Source organism: Paraburkholderia sp. GV068 (genome assembly GCF_003058125.1).
In the GTDB taxonomy this organism is placed as follows: Bacteria; Pseudomonadota; Gammaproteobacteria; order Burkholderiales; family Burkholderiaceae; genus Paraburkholderia; species Paraburkholderia graminis.
This window is the reverse complement of sequence record NZ_QBUB01000001.1, coordinates 761,572-784,477: the sequence shown is the minus strand read 5'-3', so window position 1 is coordinate 784,477 and position 22,906 is coordinate 761,572. Positions and strand designations below refer to the sequence as shown.

Sequence of the window (22,906 nt, the reverse complement as noted above, 5' to 3'; positions counted from 1 at the left end):
GCATAAGATCGCAGCATCGGTCTGACGTTACTTCCGGTTACATCCTGGGCGGTCCCGAGTAGGTGAACGCAGTGAGTGGAAAGCCAGGGCAAAGGTGCGCATGCCTGCATTTGCGCGGTCTCCGCAGTCGTCGAAATACATAGGATGACAAATTATTATGCCGTTTAAACCGCCTGCGGCCCGGCGGCGGTCCCCTGCCCGCTTACTGCCGCGCGTGGGCATGAGCGGGCGCTGCACGGCGGCGACCACGCCGATCGCCAATGAACATTACATGTTCGAAAGAACATTTTAATCGTGCTTCCGTACGAAAGCAGTCGTCAGACTTCGCGCGGCAACGCGGCCGCGTCATCCCACAAACCCACGGTAAATCTGGCCAAACAGCGCCACAAACAATGGTTTTCCCTAGTATCAAACAGCTTTCTCAGTGATACGATGACTGACACTAAACGCCGATAAATGTTCGAATTCGCGCATTGCCGCGCCAGCGGCCGGCCACCGGACATGCGGGCACGGAGACAGACTTTGAAGACAATCATTGGTTTGCGCTGGTGGATCATCGCTCTCGTATGTCTTGGGACGATCGTCAATTATCTGTCGCGCAACGCGCTCGGCGTGATGGCCCCCGAGTTGATGAAGCTCATGCACATGAGCACGCAGCAGTACTCGTATGTGGTCGGCGCGTTCCAGGTGGGCTACACGGTCATGCAGCCGGTGTGCGGTCTCATCATCGATCTGATCGGTCTGCGCCTGGGCTTCGCCCTCTTTGCGTGCCTCTGGTCGCTCACGGGCGTGCTGCACGGCTTCGCGAGCGGCTGGTTCTCGCTTGCCGCGCTGCGTGGTCTGATGGGCCTCACTGAAGCCGTCGCGATTCCGGCCGGCATGAAGGTGGTCGCCGAATGGTTTCCGAATCGCGAGAAGTCGGTTGCGGTCGGTTACTTCAATGCGGGCACGTCGCTCGGCTCTTTGCTTGCGCCTCCGCTCGTCGTGTTCCTCTCGCTTCGTTACGGATGGCAAAGCGCGTTCGCCGTGACGGGCGCGCTCGGCTTCATATGGGCCGCTGCGTGGTATACGCTGTACCGTTCGCCGGCCGAGCATGCGCACATCGGCGAAGCCGAACGCCAAACCATCATCAGCGGACAGACGCCGCCGGCCGCGCGGCGCAGCAGCATTCGCGAAGTGCTGCGCACGCGCCGCTTCTGGGCAATCGCGCAAGCGCGCTTTTTCGCCGAGCCCGCATGGCAGACCTTCAGCTTCTGGATTCCGCTTTACCTCGCCACGCAGCGCCATATGGATCTGAAACAGATCGCGCTGTTCGCGTGGCTGCCGTTCCTCGCGGCTGACCTGGGCGGTCTGTTCGGCGGCTATCTGTCGCCGTTCCTGATGAAGCATCTGCGCGTGCCGCTGATCTGGTCGCGCATTGCAGGCGTCGCGCTCGGCGCATTGATGATGCTCGGGCCCGCCTGCATCGGTCTCGTTGCTTCGCCATACGAAGCAATCGCACTTTTCTGCGTCGGCGGCTTTGCGCATCAGATGATCTCCGCGCTCGTCAATACGCTCGCCGCCGATGTCTTCGATCCGGGCGAAGTCGGCACCGTCGCGGGTTTCGCGGGCATGTCCGCGTGGATCGGCGGCCTCGGCTTCTCGCTGCTGGTGGGCGCGCTCGCGGACACCATCGGCTATACGCCGCTCTTTGGCGCGCTCGGCGCTTTCGACATCATCGGCGCGACGCTGCTGATCATCCTGATGCGCGGCGTTTCGCGCGACGCACGTCCGCGCGAAGCCGATGCGGCCTCGAATGCAGCGGCGTGATTTCATCGAGAACTCATCATGCGCTCAATCACGAATCTGAAGCATCCGCCGCGCTTCGCGCTGGCGTCTCATGAAGGCAATCGCATCGTTCTCGCTTCCCCCGCGAATTGCCGGATCGAACTCTACGTACTCGCCGAAGACATCATCCGCGTGCTGGTGTTGCCGGACGGCGAACTGCATGGCCCGCGCACCTGGGCGATCGCGCCCGGCGCGGAAGACGTTGCGCTCGAAGGCCGCGAGCGCCGCGACATGAGCGGCTTCACGCCGCCGCCCTTTCACGTATCGAACGACGGCGCGCAACTCGTCGTGCAAACGGCGTGCATCCGTCTGCGCGTGGCGCTTAACGGCGGCTTCTGCGCGTGGGACATTCTGCGCGACGCCGAATGGCATTGCGTGATGAACGACCGCAAGACGCAGGCGTACAACTTCGGCTGGTGGGACGAGCGCGTTTATCACTACGTCGAGCGGCGCAAGGACGAGATCTACGTCGGTCTCGGCGAGCGAGCCGGCTCGCTCGATCGCGCGGAGCAGTCGTACGAGATGCGCAATATCGACGCGATGGGCTACAACGCGCGCACGACCGATCCGCTCTACAAGCACATTCCGTTTTACGTGACGTGGCAGCCGCAAACGTCGACGGGCTTCGGGCTCTTTTACGACACGCTCGCCGATTGCCGCTTCGACATGGGCCGCGAACTCGACAACTATCACGGCCACTATCGCCATTTCGTCGCGGAGCATGGCGACCTCGACTATTACTTCATCGCGTCGGCTGATACGCCGTTGCATGCGGTGCGCCGCTTTACGTGGCTCACCGGACGTCCCGCGTGGATGCCCAAATGGGGACTCGGCTATTCGGGCTCGACGATGAGCTACACCGACGCGCCGGACGCACAGCAACGCATGGGCGAATTCATCGAACGATGCAGCGAACACGACGTGTTGTGCGATTCGTTCCACCTGTCGTCGGGCTATACGTCGATCGGCCCGAAGCGCTACGTCTTCAACTGGAATCACGAGAAGTTTCCGGACATCGACGGCTTCGTCAACGGTTACCTGGAACACGGCGTGCGTCTGTGCGCGAACATCAAGCCGTGCCTGCTGCAAGACCACCCTGCGTTCGAAGAAGCCGCGAAGGCCGGCCTGCTGATCGAGTCGCGCGACGGCGAGCCTGCGTGGGTGCAGTTCTGGGACGAAGTCGGCGCGTACCTCGACTTCACCAATCCCGACACGATCGACTGGTGGAAGTCGCGGGTAAAAGAAAGCCTGCTGAAACACGGCATCGCTGCAACCTGGAACGACAATAACGAGTTCGAGATATGGACACGCGACGCCATCGCGCGCGGCTTCGGCAACGCGTATCCGGCGCACCAGGCGAAGGTGCTGCAAACGCAGTTGATGATGCGAGCCTCGCGCGACGCGCAACGCGAATTCGCCCCTGAACGCAGGCCTTTTCTCGTTTCGCGTTCGGGCGGCGTGGGCATGCATCGGTATGTTCAGACGTGGTCGGGCGATAACTACACGTCGTGGGAAACGCTGCGTTTCAATCTGAAGATGGGTCTCGGGCTCGCGATGTCCGGCGTGTCGAACAGCGGCCATGACATCGGCGGATTCTCGGGCCCCGCTCCCGGTCCCGAACTGTTCGCGCGCTGGGTCGCGTTCGGCATCTTCCTGCCGCGCTTTAGCATCCATTCGTGGAATGACGACGGCACCGTCAACGAGCCGTGGATGTATCCGGAAGTCACTCCGCAGATCGCCGCGCTCATCAAGCTGCGCTATCGGCTGATTCCGTATCTGTACGAGTTGCTCTGGCAATCGCACAGTGCCTACGAGCCAGTTTTGCGGCCCATGTTCGCCGAGTTTCCGCATGACTCGCGTTGTCTCGTCGATGGCGACGACATGATGCTCGGCTCGTCGATGCTGGTCGCGCCCGTAGTGGATGCCGGTCAAGCGACGCGCGACGTCTATCTGCCCACGGGAACGCGCTGGGTGTCGTACTGGAGCGGCGAATCGTTCGACGGCGGCCAGAGCGTCACGCTGCCCGCACCGTTCGAGCAACCGGTCATGTTGTTGCGCGAAGGCAGTGTGATCGCATTGAACATTGCCGAGCAGCACTTCGGCCAATCCGCCGACGAACGCGCGTTCATCGCCGTGCCTTACCTGGGCGCAGGCACAGCAAATGGCGGCTCGATCGAAGACGACGGCGAAAGCGAAGCCTGGCGCTCGGGCGCGCAAGGCCGCTGGAACGTGACGATTGCGAGCGACGCCGCGACGCTGCGCGTTGCCATAGAACGCGAAGGCGCGATGCCGCACACGCAGAACGAAGTCCGTCTGTTCGTGCCTGCACACGAAACGCGACCGGTCACGTGCACACGCGGCACGCTGCTTAACGACGAATCCGCCGACGGCTGGCGATGCCTGACCATTTCCCTCGCGCCCTGAAACGCGCGCTATTCCGTTGCATCACACAACACCGAAAACACCGAAAGACTGGACCGGAGACTTCTCACCATGAATTCATCGAAGCGCGCACGGACCCGCGCGGTCATGTCGTGCCTGCCGCTCGCAGGCGCATTGCTGTCGAGCGGCGCATCGGCACAAAGCAGCGTCACGCTATACGGCGTGGTGGACAACGCGTTCACCTATGTCAGCAATCAGCGCGGCCATGCGAACTTCTATATGAGCCAGGGCAATCTGCAAGCAAGCAAATTCGGCCTGCTCGGCGCGGAAGATCTCGGCGGCGGCACCAAGGCGATTTTTCGGCTTGAAAGCGGCTTCAACTCGCTGACGGGCGCGCAGAGCAGTTCGGGTTTCATCTTCAACCGGCAGGCGTATGTGGGGCTCAGCAATGACCGCTATGGCACGCTGACGCTCGGCCGCCAGTACACGCCCTACTTCCAGATGGTCGGCGCACTAGGACCGACCGGCGTGCTGACCGGCGCAACGGGCGCGCATCCCGGCGACATCGACGCACTCGACACCACGCTGCGCCTGAATAATTCGGTTACCTATCTATCGCCGACACTCGCAGGTCTGCAATTCAGCGCGCAATACGGGCTCGGCGGCGTGCCAGGCAGTGTCGCGAACGGCAGTCACTTCAGCGCGGCGTTCCGCTACGACTACAAACCGTTCGCCATCGCGGCGGGCTATGTCAAGCTCAAGGACATTGCGACGAGCGCCGCGCTCGGCACTTACGCGATCAATTCGCCGGTGAATAGCGGCTACGCGACGGCGCGCAGTGCGCAGTTATTCGCGGCCGCGGCACGCTACACCGCGCAGGATCTGATGGTCGGCATCAACTATTCGAATGTGCAATACGCGCCCGGCCACGGCTCGCTGTTCGCAAGCGAAGGCGTGTTCAATACCTACGGCGTGATTTCGACCTACCGGATCACGCCGGCCGTGATTGTCGGCGCCGGCTACAGCTACACGCGGGCGAGCAAGGCGAACGGCGTCAGCGATCCCGCGCGCTATCACCAGATTTCGCTCGAACAGACGTACAGCCTTTCCACTCGCACCACGCTCTACGCGCTCGAGGCGTATCAGCTCGCGCGAGGCAAGACGCTCGCCGCGGCGGGCAGCAGCGCGACGAGCATCATCGACGCGGTGGCCGTGGTCGGTGACTCGCAGAACACGACGCCGTCGTCGGGACCTTCGCAGTTCGTCGGCATGGTCGGCTTGAGGCACGCGTTCTAACTTTGCATCCGGGCACGATGCGCTGCCGGCGTTGCAGCGCATCTTCCGCGCTTTCATTCTTCTAACTCCGTGGCGAGAAATACAAAGCAGAAAAACTTGGTTTGATCGCAGACGACGTCTTACTAGACTCACATCGTCTTGTCATAACAAGTTTGAGCGATGTCGAAAACGACTCTCGTACCGCTGGGCGCCGAACCTGCTCGCGCCTCGGTCTCCCCGCTTCCGCTGTACGCGCAGATCAAGGACGCGCTGCGCGAGCGCATTCTCGACGGCACCTATGCGCCGCATTCGCAGATGCCGTCCGAACACGAACTGTGCCGCAGATTCGCTGTGAGCCGCATCACCGTGCGCCAGGCGCTCGGCGATTTGCAGAAGGAAGGTCTGCTGTTCAAACTGCATGGCAAGGGCACCTTCGTCTCGAAGCCCAAGGCATTTCAGAACGTCACGTCGTTGCAAGGCTTTGCCGAAGCGATGTCGTCGATCGGCTATGAAATCGTCAACCAGTTGCGCAGTTTCAGAACGGTTGAAGCCAGCCGCCACATTGCGGCGCGCCTGAACATTGCGGAAGGCACACCCGTCACGGAGATTCATCGCGTGCGGCTGCTCAATCGCGAGCCCGTCTCGCTCGAACTGACGTGGGTGCCCGAAGCGCTGGGCAAGCGCCTCGCAAACGCGGACCTCGCGACGCGCGACATCTTCCTGATTGTCGAGAACGACTGCGGCGTGCCGCTCGGTCACGCCGATGTATCCATCGACGCGATTCTTGCCGACGCCGATATCGTCGATGCGTTGCGCGTCGAAGAAGGCAGCCCGGTATTGCGTATCGAGCGTCTCACGCACGACGCGTCGGGACAGCCTGTCGACTTCGAATATCTGTACTTTCGCGGCGACGCCTTCCAATACCGGCTGCGCGTGGACCGCGAGAAAGAACGTCAAAAAGCCCTGCAAAAAAGCTCCAAAACCGCAACGGAGGCACGATGAATACCCATGTACTCGACTACGACGTCGTCGTGGTCGGCGGCGGCACGGCCGGCCCGATGGCCGCCGTCAAGGCGAAAGAACGCGATCCGTCTCTGAAGGTATTGCTGCTGGAAAAGGCCAACGTGAAGCGCAGCGGCGCGATCTCGATGGGCATGGACGGCCTGAACAACGCGGTGATTCCCGGCCACGCGACGCCCGAGCAGTACACGCGCGAGATCACGATCGCGAACGACGGCATCGTGGATCAGGAGGCCGTGTACGCGTATGCACGCCATAGCTTCACGACGATCGAGGAACTCGACCGCTGGGGCGTGAAGTTCGAAAAGGACGGCAACGGCGACTACGCGGTCAAGAAAGTGCATCACATGGGTTCGTATGTGCTGCCGATGCCCGAAGGCCACGACATCAAGAAAGTGCTGTACAGGCAGCTCAAACGCGCGCGCGTCGCGATCACGAACCGCATTGTGGCGACGCGCCTGTTGACCGATTCGCAAGGCCGCGTGTGCGGCGTGCTCGGCTTCGATTGCCGCACCGCCGATTTTTACGTGGTGCGCGCGAAGGCCGTCGTGCTGAGTTGCGGCGCGGCCGGAAGACTCGGGTTGCCGGCGTCCGGCTATCTGATGGGCACCTACGAGAACCCGACGAATGCCGGCGACGGCTACGCGATGGCCTATCACGCCGGCGCCGCGCTCGCGAATCTGGAGTGCTTCCAGATCAATCCGCTCATCAAGGACTACAACGGCCCCGCGTGCGCGTATGTCACCGGTCCGCTCGGCGGCTTTACCGCGAATGGCAAGGGCGAGCGCTTTATCGAATGCGATTACTGGAGCGGCCAGATGATGTGGGAGTTTTATCAGGAACTGCAAAGCGGCAACGGCCCTGTGTTCCTGAAGCTCGACCATCTCGCGGAAGAAACCATTCAGACGATCGAACAGATTTTGCATACGAACGAGCGCCCGAGCCGCGGCCGCTTTCATGAGGGACGCGGCACCGATTACCGCAGCCAGATGATCGAGATGCACATTTCGGAGATCGGTTTTTGCAGCGGACACAGCGCGTCGGGCGTGTATGTGAACGCGCGCGCGGAAACCACCGTGCCGGGCCTTTATGCTGCCGGCGACATGGCGGCCGTGCCGCACAACTACATGCTCGGCGCGTTCACGTATGGATGGTTCGCGGGGCACAACGCGGCCGACTACGTGGCGGGCCGCGAACATGCGGCCGTCGACGAAGAGCAGATCGACGCCGAGCGCGCGCGCATTTATGCGCCGCTAGAGCGCAGCAACGGTCTCGCGCCCGCGCAGGTCGAATACAAACTGCGCCGCATGGTGAACGACTACCTGCAGCCGCCGAAGGTCACACGCAAAATGGAAATCGGTCTACAGCGCTTTGCTGAAATCAGTTCGGATATCGAATCGATGTCGGCCGCCAATCCGCACGAGTTGATGCGCGCCGCCGAAGTGCGCGCGATACGCGATTGCGCGGAAATGGCAGCACGTGCATCGCTTTTTCGCACCGAGAGCCGCTGGGGGCTCTACCACCATCGCGTGGATTACCCGCAGCGCGACGACGCGCAATGGTTCTGCCACACGCATTTGCGCAAGGACGCGAATGGCCGCATGACGAGCGAAAAGCGTGCGGTCGAGCCGTACATCGTCGCGCTCAACGAGAACGAACGCGATGCCTATCGCAACCTGCGGATCGGCGAGCCCGCGCTCGACGCCGCCACAGCCTGACGGAGCATGACCATGTCCTCGACGCCGCTTACATCACCGCTTACCGCCTTTACGCCGCACGATATTTTCCAGCGCAGTTCAGCGCCCGTCACGATCGACGAAAGCAAGTGCATCGCCGAAAAAGGCTGCACGGTATGCGTCGACGTGTGCCCGCTGGATCTGCTCGCAATCGACATGACGAAAGGCAAAGCGTATATGCAATTCGACGAATGCTGGTACTGCATGCCTTGCGAGCAGGATTGCCCGACGGGCGCCGTCAAGGTGTCCATTCCGTATCTTCTGCGTTAAGCGATGCGCGGAATGTCTACTCTTCCATCACGTCCATTCATGACCGATTCGACCGATCCGAATGCTTCGCTCGACGCCGTTCCCGCGGAAGCCCTTGCGCTGCTGTCCCGTCTCGCGTCCGAAGACGCCGTCGTGCGCCGGATCGCGCTGCTCGATCTCGCCGATCTCGAGGATGCCTGCGTGATCGAACCCATTGTCGATGCGCTACGGCGCGACGCGTCGCCTGAAGTGCGTAGCGAGGCGGCGCTCGTGCTGGCTTCGTGGGAGCGCGACGATGTGGTGGAGGCGCTGTGCGGCGCGTTACTCGACGGCGACGCGTCCGTGCGTGCGAATGCGGCGCAGAGCCTCTCCGAACTGAAGCACGCGTCCTCGGGCGCGATCCTGCTCGAGTGGTTGAAGCGTCCCGATTCGTTCATGCGCGCCGCGCTGTTGCGCGCGTTGCGCGAACTTCGCGTGGCCGATGCGTTCGCGCCTGCATTGCACGCGCTCGCCGATGCGGACGCGAATGTGCGCGAGCAAGCCGTCGGCGTGTTGGGATGGTTGAAGAACCCGCTCGCGCTCGAACCGTTGGCGTCGCTCGCAACCAGCGACGCCGATGCTTCGATCCGGCGTGCCGCAGCAGCGGCGCTTGGCTTTGCGCCGCCCGCACATCGCGAGACGACCGCGGCGTTGCTCAGTGCGTTGCGCGACGACGCCTGGCAGGTGCGCGAAGAGGCCGCGACGACGCTCGGCAAACTGCGCGCCGCCGAATCGCGCGAGGCTTTGGAGCAAGCGCTCGACGACGCCTACTGGCAAGTGCGCTTGCGTGCGCTGCGCGCGCTCGGACAGATCGGCGACAGCGCGAGCGCGGCACGCGTCGCTCCCCTGCTCTCGCATTCGATCAGCAACGTGCGCAAGGAAGCCGCGCTCGCGCTAGGCGAGATCGGCAGCAGCGACGATGCGCCCACATTGTCCGCGCTCGAAGCAGCCGAGGCCGACGGCGATCCGGAGGTTCGCAAGGCGGCGCGAATCGCGCTGCGTCAAATCGCGGGGCGTCGGCCATGAACATTCCCGACCATGTGACGATCGACGCAAGCAGCGCGAGCCTGTCGATACGCTGGCCCGACGGCTCGGCCGCGCAGTTGCCGTTCGCCGCATTGCGCGCGGCGTGTATGTGCGCGCAGTGCCGCAAGCGCAAGTACGACGGGGAAGCTCCGTTGTCACGACCCGATGTGAAGCTGCTCGATGCGCGGCCGTCGGGCTATGGATTGCAACTCGTGTTCGACGATGGGCACGAGCGCGGGATTTTTCCGTGGGTCTATCTTGAGCGGCTCGCGAAAGGTGAGCGGAACGATGTCGTCTAGCTCGGGCACCGCGACACATATCGAAACGGCCACGGACGACCGGGCGTTACTCCGGCTGCTATGTGAGCGCCACTGTGTCGGGCGATTTCTCCGACCATACGCTGGCGAGTGACGCCCACCTTCACACCTGCAAAGCAGGCGCCCGTGGGTTATTTATTGTGCACCATTCACGCTGACGTGCACGGACGACGTGGCTCCCTCCTCCGCTCCCCCACCCCCGCACAAAACGAAAATGACTTTTGCCTCACCTGATCTCGCCGACATTCCCAACTAGACTCCCCTACAGGCGAATCAAAGTCAGCGGCGTCGAGGCCGGTTGAAAAACCAGGAGCACCTTTGCTCAACACCATTCTCAACGGACTTCTGCCGGTCGCGTTCGTGATCATGCTGGGCTGGCTATCGGCGCGCATAGGCTTGCTGAAACATGGCGATGCAGACGTGTTCGCGACGCTCGTCATCCGTTTCGCACTACCCTTCGCGCTGTTCGAAGGCGCGGTCAGGACTTCGCCGGACAAGCTGCACAACGTGGGGTTCGCGCTATGCCTGACACTCGGACTGATGGGCACGTATGTGATTGCGTTAGGGATCGGCCGATTCGTCTTCAGACATGATCTGCGCACCGCCACCATGCAGGCGCTGGTGTGTGCATTTCCCGACATGGCCTATTTCGGCGCGCCGATTCTCGCCGCGGTGTTCGGGCCGGAAGGATTTCTGGCGGTGCTGGTCGGCAATCTCATCACGAGCCTGTTCATGCTGCCGCTGACGATAGTCCTGACCGGGCTCGGCAACAACGGAACGGCCACCGAGCGGACGGACGTGCTGCGGGTGTTCCGGCAAAGCATTGCCCGCGCCGTCATCCATCCGATTGTGTGGCTGCCGGTCTCAGGCATGGTGCTGAGCTTTTGCCACGTCACGCTGCCCGAACCGGTGCTAACTTCTGTCGGCCTCATTGCAAAGGCTGCCGGCGGCACGTCGCTGTTCGCGCTCGGGCTGATGCTTTACGGCGAGCGCTTCGTGATCAACGCCAACATCCTCGTGAATCTCGGCATCAAGAACTTCGTCCAGCCCGCGTTGATGGCACTCGGCGCCGTACTGTTCGGCGTAGTCGGCGCCCCCGCACATCAGGCCATCATTACGGGGGCCGTGCCGACTGCGACCGCCGCCGCCATGTTCGCGATCAAGAGCAACACCTACACACGCGACGCCACCGCAACGATTCTCGTCAGTACGATTCTCGGCGTGTTCACTGAGGGATTGCTGATCGCCTGCTTCTTTTGACGAGGCCAGCCAGCAATCCCACACGCGAATGAACAGCCTCATGCAAGATCGGCCCGCTGCCTAACGCAAGTTGGTGCGCGCCAGTTCGACGATCTCGTCGCCGCGTCCATTGAGGATCGCGCGCATCATGTAAAGGCTGAATCCCTTCGCTTGCGCCAACTCGATTTTGGGCGGCATCGCCAGTTCATGTTTGGCCGTGACGACGTCCACGAGCGCGGGCCCCGGATGATCGAATGCCTGGTTTAACGCAGCCGCCACATCTTCCGATTGCTCGACGCGCACACCGAAGATACCGGCACCCTTTGCGATCGCCGCGAAATCGGTTCTGGCCAGATCGACATTGGTATCGAGGTAGCCGGCCGCCTTCAGTTCCATCGAAACGAAGCCGAGCAGGCTGTTATTGAAGACCACGACCTTGATCGGCAAGTCTAGCTGCCGCGCGGTGAGCAGATCGCCGAGCAGCATCGACAGGCCGCCGTCGCCGGACAGGGACACGACTTGCCGCCGCGGATGCGCCCCTTGCGCGCCGAGCGCCTGCGGCATCGCGTTGGCCATCGAGCCGTGATTGAAAGAGCCGTGCAACTGGCGCTTGCCGTTCATCGTCAGATAGCGCGCGGCCCAGACCGTGGGCGTGCCGACGTCGGCGGTGAAGATCGCGTCGTCGCTGGCGGCTTCGTCGATCATCTTCGCCAGATACTGCGGATGGATCGGCCGCCCTGGCCCCGCCGGCGTCGCCAGATCGTCCAGATCCTTGCGGGCCGACGCGTAATGCCTGCGCGCGTTGTCGATGAACCCGCGATCCGTTTTGCGTTGCAGCCTTGGCAGCGTCGCGGCGACGGTCTCTTTCACCGTGGCCACGAGCCCGAGCGCGAGCGGCGCACGGCGGCCGAGCCGTGAGCCTTTCCAGTCCACCTGGATGATTTTCGCGTGAGCGGGATAGAACGGACGGTAGGGAAAGTCGCAGCCGAGCAGCAACAAGGTGTCGCACGACATCATCGCGTGATAGCCCGAGCTGAAGCCGATCAGCCCGGTCATGCCGACGTCGTAAGGGTTGTCGTATTCGATGAACTGCTTGCCGCGCAACGCGTGAACGATCGGCGCACCGAGCGTATCGGCGAGCGCCACGACCTCGTCGTGCGCGCCTTGCGTGCCGCTGCCGCACATGATCGTCACGGCGTCGGACGCATTCAGGAGCGCCGCGAGACGATCCAGGTCTTCTTCCGCGGGCAGGATTCGCGGCGGGGCGCTTTCCGTCCACGACACTGGCTCGGCCGGGCCTTCGCTCAGCGCGACGTCGCCGGGAAGCACGATCACCGCGACGCCGCGCTCCTCGATCGCCGTGCGCATCGCGCGGGCGAGCACGCGTGGAAACTGCGCGGCCGACGACACGACTTCCACATAATGACTGCACTCCTTGAACAACTCCTGCGGGTGCGTTTCCTGAAAGTAACCGAGGCCGATTTCACTCGAAGGAATATGCGCCGCAATGGCCAGCACGGGCTGATGATTGCGGTGGCAATCGAACAGGCCGTTGATCAGATGCAGGTTGCCGGGACCGCAACTGCCCGCGCACACGGCGAGGCGCCCGCTCGAAGCCGCGTCGGCGCCGGCCGCGAATGCGGCGGCTTCCTCGTGACGCGTATGCATCCAGCGTATCGAGCCGACTTCATCGAGGCTGTAGGCGAGCCCGTTCAGACTGTCGCCGGTCACACCCCAGATTCGCTCGACGCCCGCTGCGGCAAGCGTTCTCGCGAGGTATCCGGCAATCGTGTTACTGGCCATGCTTGACTCCTTTTCAGTGAATGAAGACTGGCGGCAAGCAATGACGGGACCGCGGCATTGCCATGCCGAATTCATAACCTACGAGACCGTCGCAAACAAGTCCTGAATCACGCCTGAAAACAACTGAAGCCGGTGCGTGAATCGTCACGGCGCGGCGGTCGGTCGCAGCGGCGCCATCAACTCTAGCGCCGATTCGAGAATCATGGCGTGCGCGTTGACGGGTTCCGGGTTCGACCGCCAGGGATGATAAATGCGATCCCCACGCCGAATCCGTTGTCCGGTCAGGACACACACGCCTGAAACCTTGGCGCCGGCCACTCGCCATATCTGCGCGCCGTAGAAGCAGCTCGTGGAATCGCGCCACTGAATCGTGACGGCGGACGGCGAGGTTCGCTCGATCAGACTCACGACAGGTCGGGCAGCACAGTTCACGTTCGAGTACGCGTCTGAACGACACGGCGTCATACGCTCGTGCGCGGAAGTTCTTCGCCCAGCGCACTCCTCGCATCGCGATCCGGATAAAAGCAGATGTATCGTCTGCGCCCACGGGTCCACTCGCTTGGTCATGATCAAGTGCGCTCTCCAGTAGAAGACACGTCGGGTGAAGGGAACATTGCACGCAGACCATGCCCCGACGTCTATTTCGCCTTCCATGAAAATAGCGCTTTTGCTCACCTGGAAAACCGATGCAGCACGAACAACACTTGATCCCCGGTATCAACAATGGCCTTAAGGCGCAGCCCCCGCGGACGGCAGCGTGAAGTGAAAACGCGCCCCGCCGTGCACGGACAGATTGTCGGCCTCGATGCGTCCGTCATGCGCGTCGATGATCGAGCGGCATATCGGCAAGCCCATTCCCATCCCGCCTTCCTTCGTCGTGAAGAAACTTTGGAACACGCGATTCATATGTTCGGGCGCGATGCCAGGACCACTGTCCTCGATAGCGCAATGCAGCGTGCCCGCGTCCGGTGCATTGGTGCGAATTGTGATCCTCCGCTCGGGGCTGCCGGTCTGCTCCATCTGCTGCATCGCATTGACCACGAGGTTGACGATCACCTGCTGCAATTGCACGCGATCGGCGCGCACTCGCCTCACGCCCGGCGCAAGTTCGAGCGAAACCTGGACGTCGCGCGTCTGGATCTCACGGCGCAAGAAAACCAGCGCCTCGTCAATGAGCAGCGCAAGCGGTTCGAGCGTGTATTTAGGCCCACGCCGCAGCGCCATCCCGCGAATCCGGCCGATGATGTCGACGGCCCGCTGCGCATCGGCGGCGATGCGCTGGTTCGTGTCCCGCACCTCGTCCAGTTCGGGCACCGGCCGGTTCAACCAGCGCTCGCTGACCTGGCAATTTATCGCGATCGCAGCGAGCGGCTGGTTGAGTTCATGCGCGATCGACGCCGTCAATTCACCCAGCATCGAAATGCGCGCCGCATGCGCGAAATCCGCTTGTAGCCGCTGCAGCATGTCCTGGGCACGAACGCGCTCGGTCAGGTCGACGAGGCTAATCAGCGCGATCCCCAGGTCGTCGACCGTGCGCGGGCGCGCGACAGTCAGCAGAACGTCGATGACGCGCCCGTCGAGCGTCGGCAGCCGGGTCGTTTCCTGGAACAGCATGTCCCCGCGATAACGGCTCTCGAGCGCGCGCCGCAGCGTATCGGGACTCTCCTTCCAGACCCACGGCAGCGGACCAAGCAGCGCGCGCCGCTCGGTCGCGCCGAACATCTGAAGCGCATGGTCGTTTGTCTCTTCGACGACAAGCGTGTTCTTCGCGCGCTCGAGCCAGTCTGCGTGGTCGCTGATATATGCCGACAGATCGTCGACACCTTGCCTGCGCAGTTCGGTCAACATCGCGGTCAACGGCTGCGCCTCGATCTGCCACAGTCCGACCGGTATATCGCGAAAGAGGCTGCGATAGCGTTGCTCGCTGCGCGCAAGCGCGGCGTGCGCCTGCTTGCGGGTCGTGATGTCCATCAGCGCGCCGACCAGCCGCCTTTGGCCGGGCCCATCGGCCACCACGTGCGCCACGACCTGCAAGTGACCATGCGAACCGTCCGGCATCGACAGCCGATGCTCGATGTCGAACGCCTGGCCGTCGCGCGCGGCGCGATCGAACGCCGAGCGCACGAAAGCCAGATCGTCGGGATGGACGCGATCGAGCATCAACTGCAACGTCGGCGTGATGCTTGCGTCGTAGCCAAAGATACGGAAACTTTCTTTCGACCAGAACATCGCATCGCCCGTCACATCCCAATCGAAACTCCCCGTGTGACTCAACTCCTGTGCGGCCGTCAACAGCGCTTCCGCATGTTGAAGATCCGCGTATAGCCGCAACGTTTCGAGCGACAGCGCCGCCTGCGATGCCAATAGCCGCAACACGGCTGTTTGCGCCGGCGAGAATACGTCCACCGTCAGCGTGTTTTCGAGGTACAGCACGCCGATCAGCCTGGTCAGTTTGACGAGCGGAAGACACAGGATTGAGCGGCAGTCATGCGCGCGAATGTACTCGTCCTGTGAATAGGGGTTGGGCGCAGTCACGTCGTCGAGCATGAGTATGTCCCGGGTCCGCGCGACATAGCGAAGGATGGACATAGGCAGATCGGCGGCGCTCGGGCGCGATTTCGGCAAACGCACTGCCACCGTATTACCGACTGTCTCGGCTTCCGCTTCGATGCGCAGTTCGTCGCCGCGCGCGAGAATCAGCAGCCCGCGGTTGGCACCGGCGTGTTCGAGCGCAAGCAGCATCAGCTTGCGAATCAGCTCGTTCAGATCCATGCCGCTAAAAATGGACTCCGATACCTTGACGACAGTCGCGAGGTCCAGTTGTTCTACCGATGTCGCAACCGACCCTTCTTCGTCGACCAGTTCGGCTCTTAACTGCGGGTAGATACTTTCCAGTTGACGCACCTTGCCTTGTGCGCCCCAGCGTTCGTAGCAGGAGCGAGCATCGGTCAGATAATGATCGGCAAGCGTCGCGCGAGCTCGCGAGGCGTGAAATCGCGCGGCCAACTCATTGGCCATCGCCTGATTCTGAATGAAGCCGTGCACGCGGGCGAGCCGCAGCGCGTCTTCGTAATGGTGCATCGCGTCGACGTCGCGACCGTCGATGCGCGCCAGTTCCGCCAGAACCAGCGAATAACGGTTTCCGTAATTCGCCGGGCAATGTCGCGCCCACATTTCAAATTTCGGAAGCTTCTCTGTGATGACCTGCCAATACGCCTGCTGCTGGCCGGCAGACGCGTCGGCATAAAGCGCGCTCAGTGTGAGCACATGAAAAAAGTGAAACGTGGGCTCGATCGCCAGTGCCATCACCGAACTGAGGACCGCGTCGGCCATCGCTGCGGCGTTCAGTGCGTCGGCATAGCGGCCATCGAGATACGCGAGCATCAGCTTGATGATGTGATAAACGCCGATGCCGCAGCCGAAATTGGATTTGACGATGGCCTCGCAACAGGCGGCTTCGTCGAAGTGGTCGTCGTTGAGCGTGAGCATTCCGCTCGACAGACCTCGCAAGCTCGCGACGAACTGCTGCTCGATACGAATCGTTTCATGAACCGCGTCGTTATGACTCTCGAGCATGAGCGTTGCGTATCGTGCCGAATGCGCGTGCACGTCCTTGAGCGCGTCGCCTTTTTCGATCGACTGCCATACGGCATTGAACGCGAGATTGCCGGCGAACACGAGGTCGCCCACTTCCATGCAGGCAACGGCCGCCTGTTCAAACACCGGGAGGTTCTCGTCGATGTTACATCGCCAGAAATTGACATGACTGCAATACAGATGAAGCAGCTTTCCGTACAGGCGGCGATTGCCGAACTTTTCGTTCAGACGCAACGACATTTCGGAGAACTGCACGGCAGCCGGGATATCGCCGATACGGGAAACCAGCATCAACGCAAAATTGCCGTACGCGAAACTCGAGTTGTCGGTATTGCCGTGACGCAGCGAGAGATTGACCGCCTTCAGCGTGAACAGCGGATAAAAGACCGGACGCGCGGCGAACGCGCACGGCATGGCCTCGACAAGCAGATTGATGACCGCGCGGCTCGCCGGGTCTTCGGCCACGGGCGCATCGACCAGTTCTTCAGTCGGACGACCCGCCTGGTTGATGGGCACCTCCAGCAACGCGTCGTCGACGGCCGCGCGGAGTTCGTCGTCAGCCTCCGGAAAAACGATACCGAAGTCACGCAGCGCCGCTAGCGCGGCGGCGAAGCTCTCGTTGTACTTTCCGGCGAGCTGATATAACTCCATCCGCAGACTGAATACTTTGGCCCGATCGAGATTGTCATGCGCCCTTTCGAGTACTAGATCGGCTACGGCGTCCGCCCTGGCGAAATCGCCAACCAGGTACTCGCATTCCAGATACGCGAGATAGAGTTCCAGCGTGCTGTCGTAACGCTCGTCCCACGCGGCGTCCGAGAGCAGCGCGACGCCCTGGGCGAGATAGCTTCGGGCCGACGAGTACGCCGTCGAACTCATCGCGCGCTTGCCTGCAATCAGGTTGAGTGCCGCGGATTGCTCGCGCTCCGTCTTGCTCTGTATTAAAGCTGCACCGCGATTGAGGTGATTGACGATGTCGAAAATCGCCTCGTGAAGCGCCTCGGGCGGAGTATGCGAGGCGAGCGCTCGGCCGATTCGCAGATGCGCCGCGGGCCGCTCGCCGGCGGGAATCAGTTCATACGCGGCTTCCTGCACGCGGTCGTGAGCGAACACATAGTTGGAGCCGACGCGAAACACGAGTCCGCCGCGTATGGCTTCCCACATGCGGGCGTTGGTGACCTCCTCCGCTTTGTCTTCCGCTTTGTCCTGCACCCATGTCAGCGCGGTGACATCGGCCACATTGCCGAGGCACGCGAGTTGTCCCAGCACGTCACGTGTTTCGGCGGACAAGCGGCCGAGCTTCGCAGCCATCAGGTCGGCGACGTTGTCGGTATAGCCCTTTGCGCGGATGCCCGGCAAATCCCACGTCCATACCGCGGCGCGATGATCGAAGCGGATCAAGCCTTCATCGTGCAGCGCGGTCAGAAACTGGATCGTGAAAAACGGATTGCCGCCTGTCTTCTCATGCACCAGTTGCGCAAGCGCCTCGACCGGTGCGCCGTCGCAGTGCAACGCATCGGCAGCAAGCTGCGCGATGCTTCGCGCGTTCAGCGGCTCGAGCACGATCTGCTGCACGTTGCCGGCCGCGCTACGAATCGAATCGAGCGTGCGCGCAAGCGGGTGCGACGCATCGACTTCGTTGTCGCGGTATGCGCCGATCAGTAAAACATGGCGCACTTCGGGATGCGTGACGAGATGCTCCAGCAGTTCGAGTGTTGCGGTATCGAGCCATTGCAGATCGTCAATGAATAGCGCGAGCGGATGCTCGGCCCGCGCGAACACACCCAGGAAGCGACGGAACACCCAATGAAACAGGTTTTGCGCATCTTGCGGCGGCAGATTCGGAACGGGCGGCTGCTCGCCGATGATGAGCGCAAGCTCGGGAATCAGATTGACCATCACCTGCCCATTCGGCGCGAGCGCCTCCATCAACTGTTCGCGCCAGGGCTCGATCTCCGTGTCGCTTTTGCTGAGCAGATCGCGCAAGAGCCACTGGAATGCCTGCGCAAAGGTGGCGTACGGAACATCTCGCTTGTACTGATCGAACTTGCCGGCAGCAAACAGCCCGCGCGGCGGCACCAGCACTTTGTGCAGCTCGTTGACGACCGACGATTTGCCGATGCCGGCATAGCCCGCAATCAACACGAGTTCGGTCGCGCCGCCCGCGACGATTCTCTCGAACGCGTCGACGAGGTTCCCGATCTGCGCCTCGCGCCCATAAAGTTTTTCGGGAATCAGCAGACGGTCCGATGCATCGTGCAAGCCGAGCGCAAACGGCGCAATCGAATGATTCATGCCCCACGACGCAACGCACGCACGAAGATCCGCCTCGACGCCCGCCGCGGTTTGATAACGGTCTTCCGCGGCCTTGGCCAGCAGTTTCAGCACGATGCGCTCGACAGGCTCGGGAATGCCCCTCGCCCGCTCGCCTGGCGGCGGCGGCCTGCGCGCGATATGACAGTGGATCCATTCCATCGGGTCGGATGCCGTGAACGGCAGCGAACCCGTAAGCATTTCGTACAAAACGACGCCGAGCGAATAGAGATCGCTGCGGGTGTCGATCGAGCGATTCATTCGCCCCGTCTGCTCAGGCGCCATGTATGCAAAGGTGCCCGCCACCACTTCCGGCGGTATGGGCGGCTGATGCTCCTGCGGCAATTGCGAAGCGATGCCGAAGCCGGTAAGACGCACGCGATCGTTGCTATCGACCAGCACATGCGCCGGCTTGATGTCTTTATGTATGAGACCGCATTGATGAACGCGGCCGATGACCTTTGCGAGGTTGACGGCGATACGCAACACACGCGCCAGTTCGAGAGGACGGCGCAAGATGCGCCGCAAAGGCTCGCCGCCGTCGTCGTCGAGAACCAGCATGGGCGGCTCGCGGCGCGGGTCGAGCGCGAGCGGGTGCGCCGCCCAGCTTGCATCGAGGAACGGCGCCAGACGGTACTCATGCACGAGGCGCGCGACACTGCGCGAAGTCGGCCGCGCGGCGACCAGCGCAAGCATCGTCACCGCATGACTGGCCTTCCTCGCCCGATACAGCGAGAAATCGCCGTCATCGTGTAATGGCTCGAGTTCGTACCCGCTGAGGATCACGCCGCCTCCTGTCGTCGAGTGCGCCGAACGGACAGGAACGGAGCCAGCGCGGGACCTTGCGCGCCCGATCAGCCAACAACATCACGCTCGCGATCATTGAGCGACCATTCTTGTACGAATAGACAACAAACGCAAAGCAAAACTTACGGTTGCACGCGCAACGGCGACGCCCCACCAACCGCGCTCCGCGTCGCCGCATTCGAATCTTTCAGCCTGTAATGCACCGATTCAACGCAGTTTCGCGACGGCGCCTTCGTCATAGCACGATGGTGTGGCAAGCCATACCATCGTGTGATGGACTGGCCTTCCGACTCGCGGTTTCATCTACTCATCGCAGCGGTCTGAGCGGGTACGACGACAAACCTGGCAGAACTGCTAACGATCGATGCAGCCCGCGTTGCTGCACACAAAATGCTCGCTCATATCGATTCATAACGATTACTTCGATCTCGTCGGCGTCGCCTCCAGGAGTCGCATCATGGACCATCTTGAAACCATCCGTATCTTCGTGAAAGTTGCCGATACATCGAGCTTCAGCCGCACCGCGGAGCACTTCGCCGTGACTACAGCCGTCGTGACGCGACGCGTCGTCGCGTTGGAGAAACGTCTCGACGCCCGGCTATTTAGACGCACGACTCGGCACGTCGCATTGACCGATGCCGGCGCGACGTTTCTGGAAAGCGCGCGCCGTATTCTCGACGACATCGACGAGGCCGAAATGGCCGTTGCCGGTCAGGAGCGCCGCGCCTGCGGCGTGCTCAGGATCGCGTCTCCCGTTGCGTTCGGGCTGCGGCACCTGAGTCCGATCCTGAAGTCGTTCCGCGACGCCTATCCGCTCGTCATGCCGCATGTGGCGCTGTGCGACGACACGATCAACCTGGTCGAAAGGCGGGTCGATGTCGTGATCGTTCCCGAAGTGGAAGCCAGCGGCAATTCGCTCGTCACCAGACGGTTCGCCTCCAGTCCGATGCAGCTCGTTGCATCGCCGATGTATCTGCAGCGGCACGGCGTACCGGGCACGGTGGCCGCGCTGAACGATCATGTGGTCTTGCAGCATTCAGGCAAGCAGTTCTCCGAATGCCTGCGCCGGCTCGAGCGGCTGGGCGATGGCCGTTGTCATCCGGACAGCCTGATCATGTCGAACAGTCTCGCGATGCTGCACAAGATGTCCGTGGACGGTCACGGCATCGCCGTGCTGCCGGCCTATTTGGCCGAGCCGGATATCGACAGCGGTCTGCTCGTCAATGTGCTGCCAGGCATCGACATGCCGCGTCTCGACCTGTCGGTCGCGTTCGAAACACGCCATAACATGCCCGCAAGAATTCGCGCGTTCATCGACTTCATCGTGAATCACTTCAACATCGACGACATCGCGACAGCGCCGCACGTCGCTCCCGTCACGGTGCGAAAAGCCGCCACGCCGCCTTGCATGGCGCGCGCCATCCATCATTCGTTCGACGCGGTCGGCTCGCCGGTTTACGACTGAGTACGACTGAGCGCGTCTATTCACCCGCCAGCCGCGAGAAACCGGTGTATCTGCCCCACGACAGCCGCGCCCTCGCCCACTGCCGAGGCGACGCGCTTGGTCGAACCCGAGCGAACGTCGCCGATCGCGAACACGCCTTCGATGTTCGTCTGCAACGGCATCGTCGACGCGCCGGCTTCTTCCAGGTCGGCGCCGGTCAATATGAAGCCGCTGCTGTCGAGCGACACCGCGCATTGATCCAGCCAGCCCGTATTGGGTTCAGCGCCGATGAAAACGAACAGGTGATGCGCCGTCATGCTTCCTTCGATGCCGCCGGCACCACGGTAGTGCACGCGCTCGAGACGCGCATTGCCGTCGAGCGCGGTCAGTTCCATCCGGGTATGAAGCGTGAGGTTCGCGAGCGACGCGACGCGATCGGCGAGATAGTGCGACATGCTGCGAGCGAGGGTCGCGCCCCGAATGAACATGTGCACATGTTCCGCGTGCCCGGCGAGGAACACGGCAGCCTGTCCCGCGGAATTGCCACCGCCCATCAGCACGACGGACTCCTTGCGGCACAGCCTCGCCTCGATCGGCGTCGCCCAGTAATAGACGCCGGAGCGTTCAAAGCGCGAGAGGTTCTCGACGGAAGGCCGGCGATATTCAGCGCCACTCGCGATCACCACCGTGCGCGTGGTAATGCGGCGGCCGCCGATCAGTTCGACGACAAGCGGTTGCCTGTCGCAATGCAGTGCGCTGACCTCGCACGGGATTCCGATATGCGCGCCGAACTTCTGCGCCTGGACCAACGCGCGGCCCGCGAGTGCCTGCCCGGAGATGCCTGTAGGAAAGCCGAGATAGTTCTCGATGCGCGCGCTCGTGCCGGCCTGGCCACCGGGCGCGCGGCAGTCGAGCGCCGCCACCGACAATCCTTCGGACGCCGCATAGACCGCTGCTGCCAGGCCCGCCGGACCCGCGCCGACGATCGTCACATCGTAGACATGCGTCGGATCGAATTCCGGAATGAGTCCGAGACACGATGCCAGTTGCCCTTCATCGGGGTTTCGCAACACCGTGCCGTCCGGACAAAAGATCAGCGGGAAGTCGTCGGGCTGCGGCGTCAGTCGCTCTAGCAACGCGATGGCTTCGGCGTCCTGCTCGCTATCGAGCGTCATGTTGGGAAACGCGTTGCGCCGCAAGAAATTCTGCAAGGCGGCCAACTGTGGATGGCGCGACGAGCCGACGAGAACGACACCCTGTCCCCGTTCGATGACGAGCACCCGCCGCAAGATCAGCGCGCGCATGATCTTTTCGCCGAGGTCGGCTTCGCTCACCATCATCGCGCTAAGCTCGGCGGGCCGCACGAGCACGGCTTCGACATCTTCGAGGACATGCGCGTCGACCACGGCCAGCTTGCTCGATAGCTGCGTGACGTCAGAGGTAAATTCGCCGCGCTTCGTGTAGGTGTGAATCACGCGTTCGTGGCCGAGGCCGTCGCGGCCGACTATCCGGACCTTGCCTGACAGCACGACGAACATTCCTGGGCAACGGCTTCCGGCACGGTAAAGCAAGTCGCCCTTGACGTAGCGCGACACGCTGCCAAACCGCCGTATGCTGTCGATCTCCGCAGCGGAGAGGACCGGAAACATCTGGTTGTAGCGAGGATGGTCGCGCACCGCAGGGTCGTCGTCGAGCGCCTCGTCATCAACGCGGCTCGTGTTCTCCGTCACTTCGCGGGCGGGCGCCTTGCCTGGCGACTCTGGCTCGTTGCTCATTGCCGAACCTCCTTGACCGGCCGGCTGGCGCCCGCGTGGCGAGGCTGCGCGCCGTCG

The 22,906-nt window shown here is 62.5% G+C and carries 14 protein-coding genes; 10 read left to right on the top strand and 4 right to left on the bottom strand.

What is annotated here, in order from left to right:
- The first annotated feature begins 522 nt into the window (after positions 1-522).
- From C8K18_RS03530 to C8K18_RS03490, 9 genes are all read left to right on the top strand, one after another.
- Positions 523-1,809 (top strand): MFS transporter, encoded by a 1,287-nt coding sequence (locus C8K18_RS03530; protein ID WP_006053087.1) that lies wholly within the window; start codon positions 523-525, stop codon positions 1,807-1,809.
- 18 nt (positions 1,810-1,827) lie between these two features.
- Positions 1,828-4,251, top strand: a complete 2,424-nt coding sequence (locus C8K18_RS03525) for a TIM-barrel domain-containing protein (protein ID WP_107706666.1) — start codon at positions 1,828-1,830, stop codon at positions 4,249-4,251.
- Between the two features lie 69 nt (positions 4,252-4,320).
- The gene (locus C8K18_RS03520; protein WP_107706665.1) at positions 4,321-5,505 is read left to right on the top strand and encodes a porin; all 1,185 of its coding nucleotides are present in this window, start codon (positions 4,321-4,323) and stop codon (positions 5,503-5,505) included.
- A 159-nt stretch (positions 5,506-5,664) separates the two neighbouring features.
- Positions 5,665-6,486, top strand: coding sequence for a GntR family transcriptional regulator (locus tag C8K18_RS03515; RefSeq protein WP_107706664.1), 822 nt, complete (start codon positions 5,665-5,667; stop codon positions 6,484-6,486).
- Positions 6,483-8,222 carry a fumarate reductase/succinate dehydrogenase flavoprotein subunit gene (locus C8K18_RS03510; protein ID WP_107706663.1) on the top strand — a complete coding sequence of 580 codons (1,740 nt, stop codon included), beginning with the start codon at positions 6,483-6,485 and terminating at the stop codon, positions 8,220-8,222. The genes C8K18_RS03515 and C8K18_RS03510 overlap by 4 nt, the downstream gene beginning before the upstream one ends.
- Positions 8,223-8,234: 12 nt before the next feature.
- The gene (locus C8K18_RS03505; RefSeq protein ID WP_006053082.1) at positions 8,235-8,510 is read left to right on the top strand and encodes a ferredoxin family protein; all 276 of its coding nucleotides are present in this window, start codon (positions 8,235-8,237) and stop codon (positions 8,508-8,510) included.
- Between the two features lie 39 nt (positions 8,511-8,549).
- Entirely contained in the window at positions 8,550-9,554 is a 1,005-nt protein-coding gene (locus tag C8K18_RS03500) for a HEAT repeat domain-containing protein (RefSeq protein WP_107706662.1), read from the top strand.
- Complete coding sequence (locus C8K18_RS03495; RefSeq protein ID WP_029970809.1) at positions 9,551-9,853, top strand: gamma-butyrobetaine hydroxylase-like domain-containing protein; 303 nt, start codon at positions 9,551-9,553, stop codon at positions 9,851-9,853. Before C8K18_RS03500 ends, C8K18_RS03495 begins: the two co-directional genes overlap by 4 nt.
- Before the next feature lie 336 nt (positions 9,854-10,189).
- Positions 10,190-11,131 (top strand): AEC family transporter, encoded by a 942-nt coding sequence (locus C8K18_RS03490; RefSeq protein WP_107706661.1) that lies wholly within the window; start codon positions 10,190-10,192, stop codon positions 11,129-11,131.
- A 60-nt stretch (positions 11,132-11,191) separates the two neighbouring features.
- Here the strand turns inward: C8K18_RS03490 and poxB are convergent, their stop codons facing one another.
- The 3 genes from poxB to C8K18_RS03475 all read right to left on the bottom strand — a co-directional run bounded on the left by poxB (position 11,192) and on the right by C8K18_RS03475 (position 19,609).
- Positions 11,192-12,913, bottom strand: coding sequence for a ubiquinone-dependent pyruvate dehydrogenase (gene poxB / locus C8K18_RS03485; RefSeq protein WP_107706660.1), 1,722 nt, complete (start codon positions 12,911-12,913; stop codon positions 11,192-11,194).
- 144 nt (positions 12,914-13,057) lie between these two features.
- Entirely contained in the window at positions 13,058-13,378 is a 321-nt protein-coding gene (locus tag C8K18_RS03480) for a DUF3331 domain-containing protein (RefSeq protein ID WP_258196060.1), read from the bottom strand.
- 264 nt (positions 13,379-13,642) lie between these two features.
- Positions 13,643-19,609, bottom strand: coding sequence for an AAA family ATPase (locus C8K18_RS03475; protein WP_107706659.1), 5,967 nt, complete (start codon positions 19,607-19,609; stop codon positions 13,643-13,645).
- A 478-nt stretch (positions 19,610-20,087) separates the two neighbouring features.
- Between C8K18_RS03475 and C8K18_RS03470 the strand changes: the two genes are divergently transcribed.
- On the top strand, positions 20,088-21,095 hold the full coding sequence (locus tag C8K18_RS03470; protein WP_165919788.1) for a LysR family transcriptional regulator: 1,008 nt from the start codon (positions 20,088-20,090) through the stop codon (positions 21,093-21,095).
- 20 nt (positions 21,096-21,115) lie between these two features.
- Here the strand turns inward: C8K18_RS03470 and C8K18_RS03465 are convergent, their stop codons facing one another.
- Entirely contained in the window at positions 21,116-22,849 is a 1,734-nt protein-coding gene (locus C8K18_RS03465; protein WP_107706657.1) for an FAD-dependent oxidoreductase, read from the bottom strand.
- Positions 22,850-22,906 lie beyond the last annotated feature (57 nt).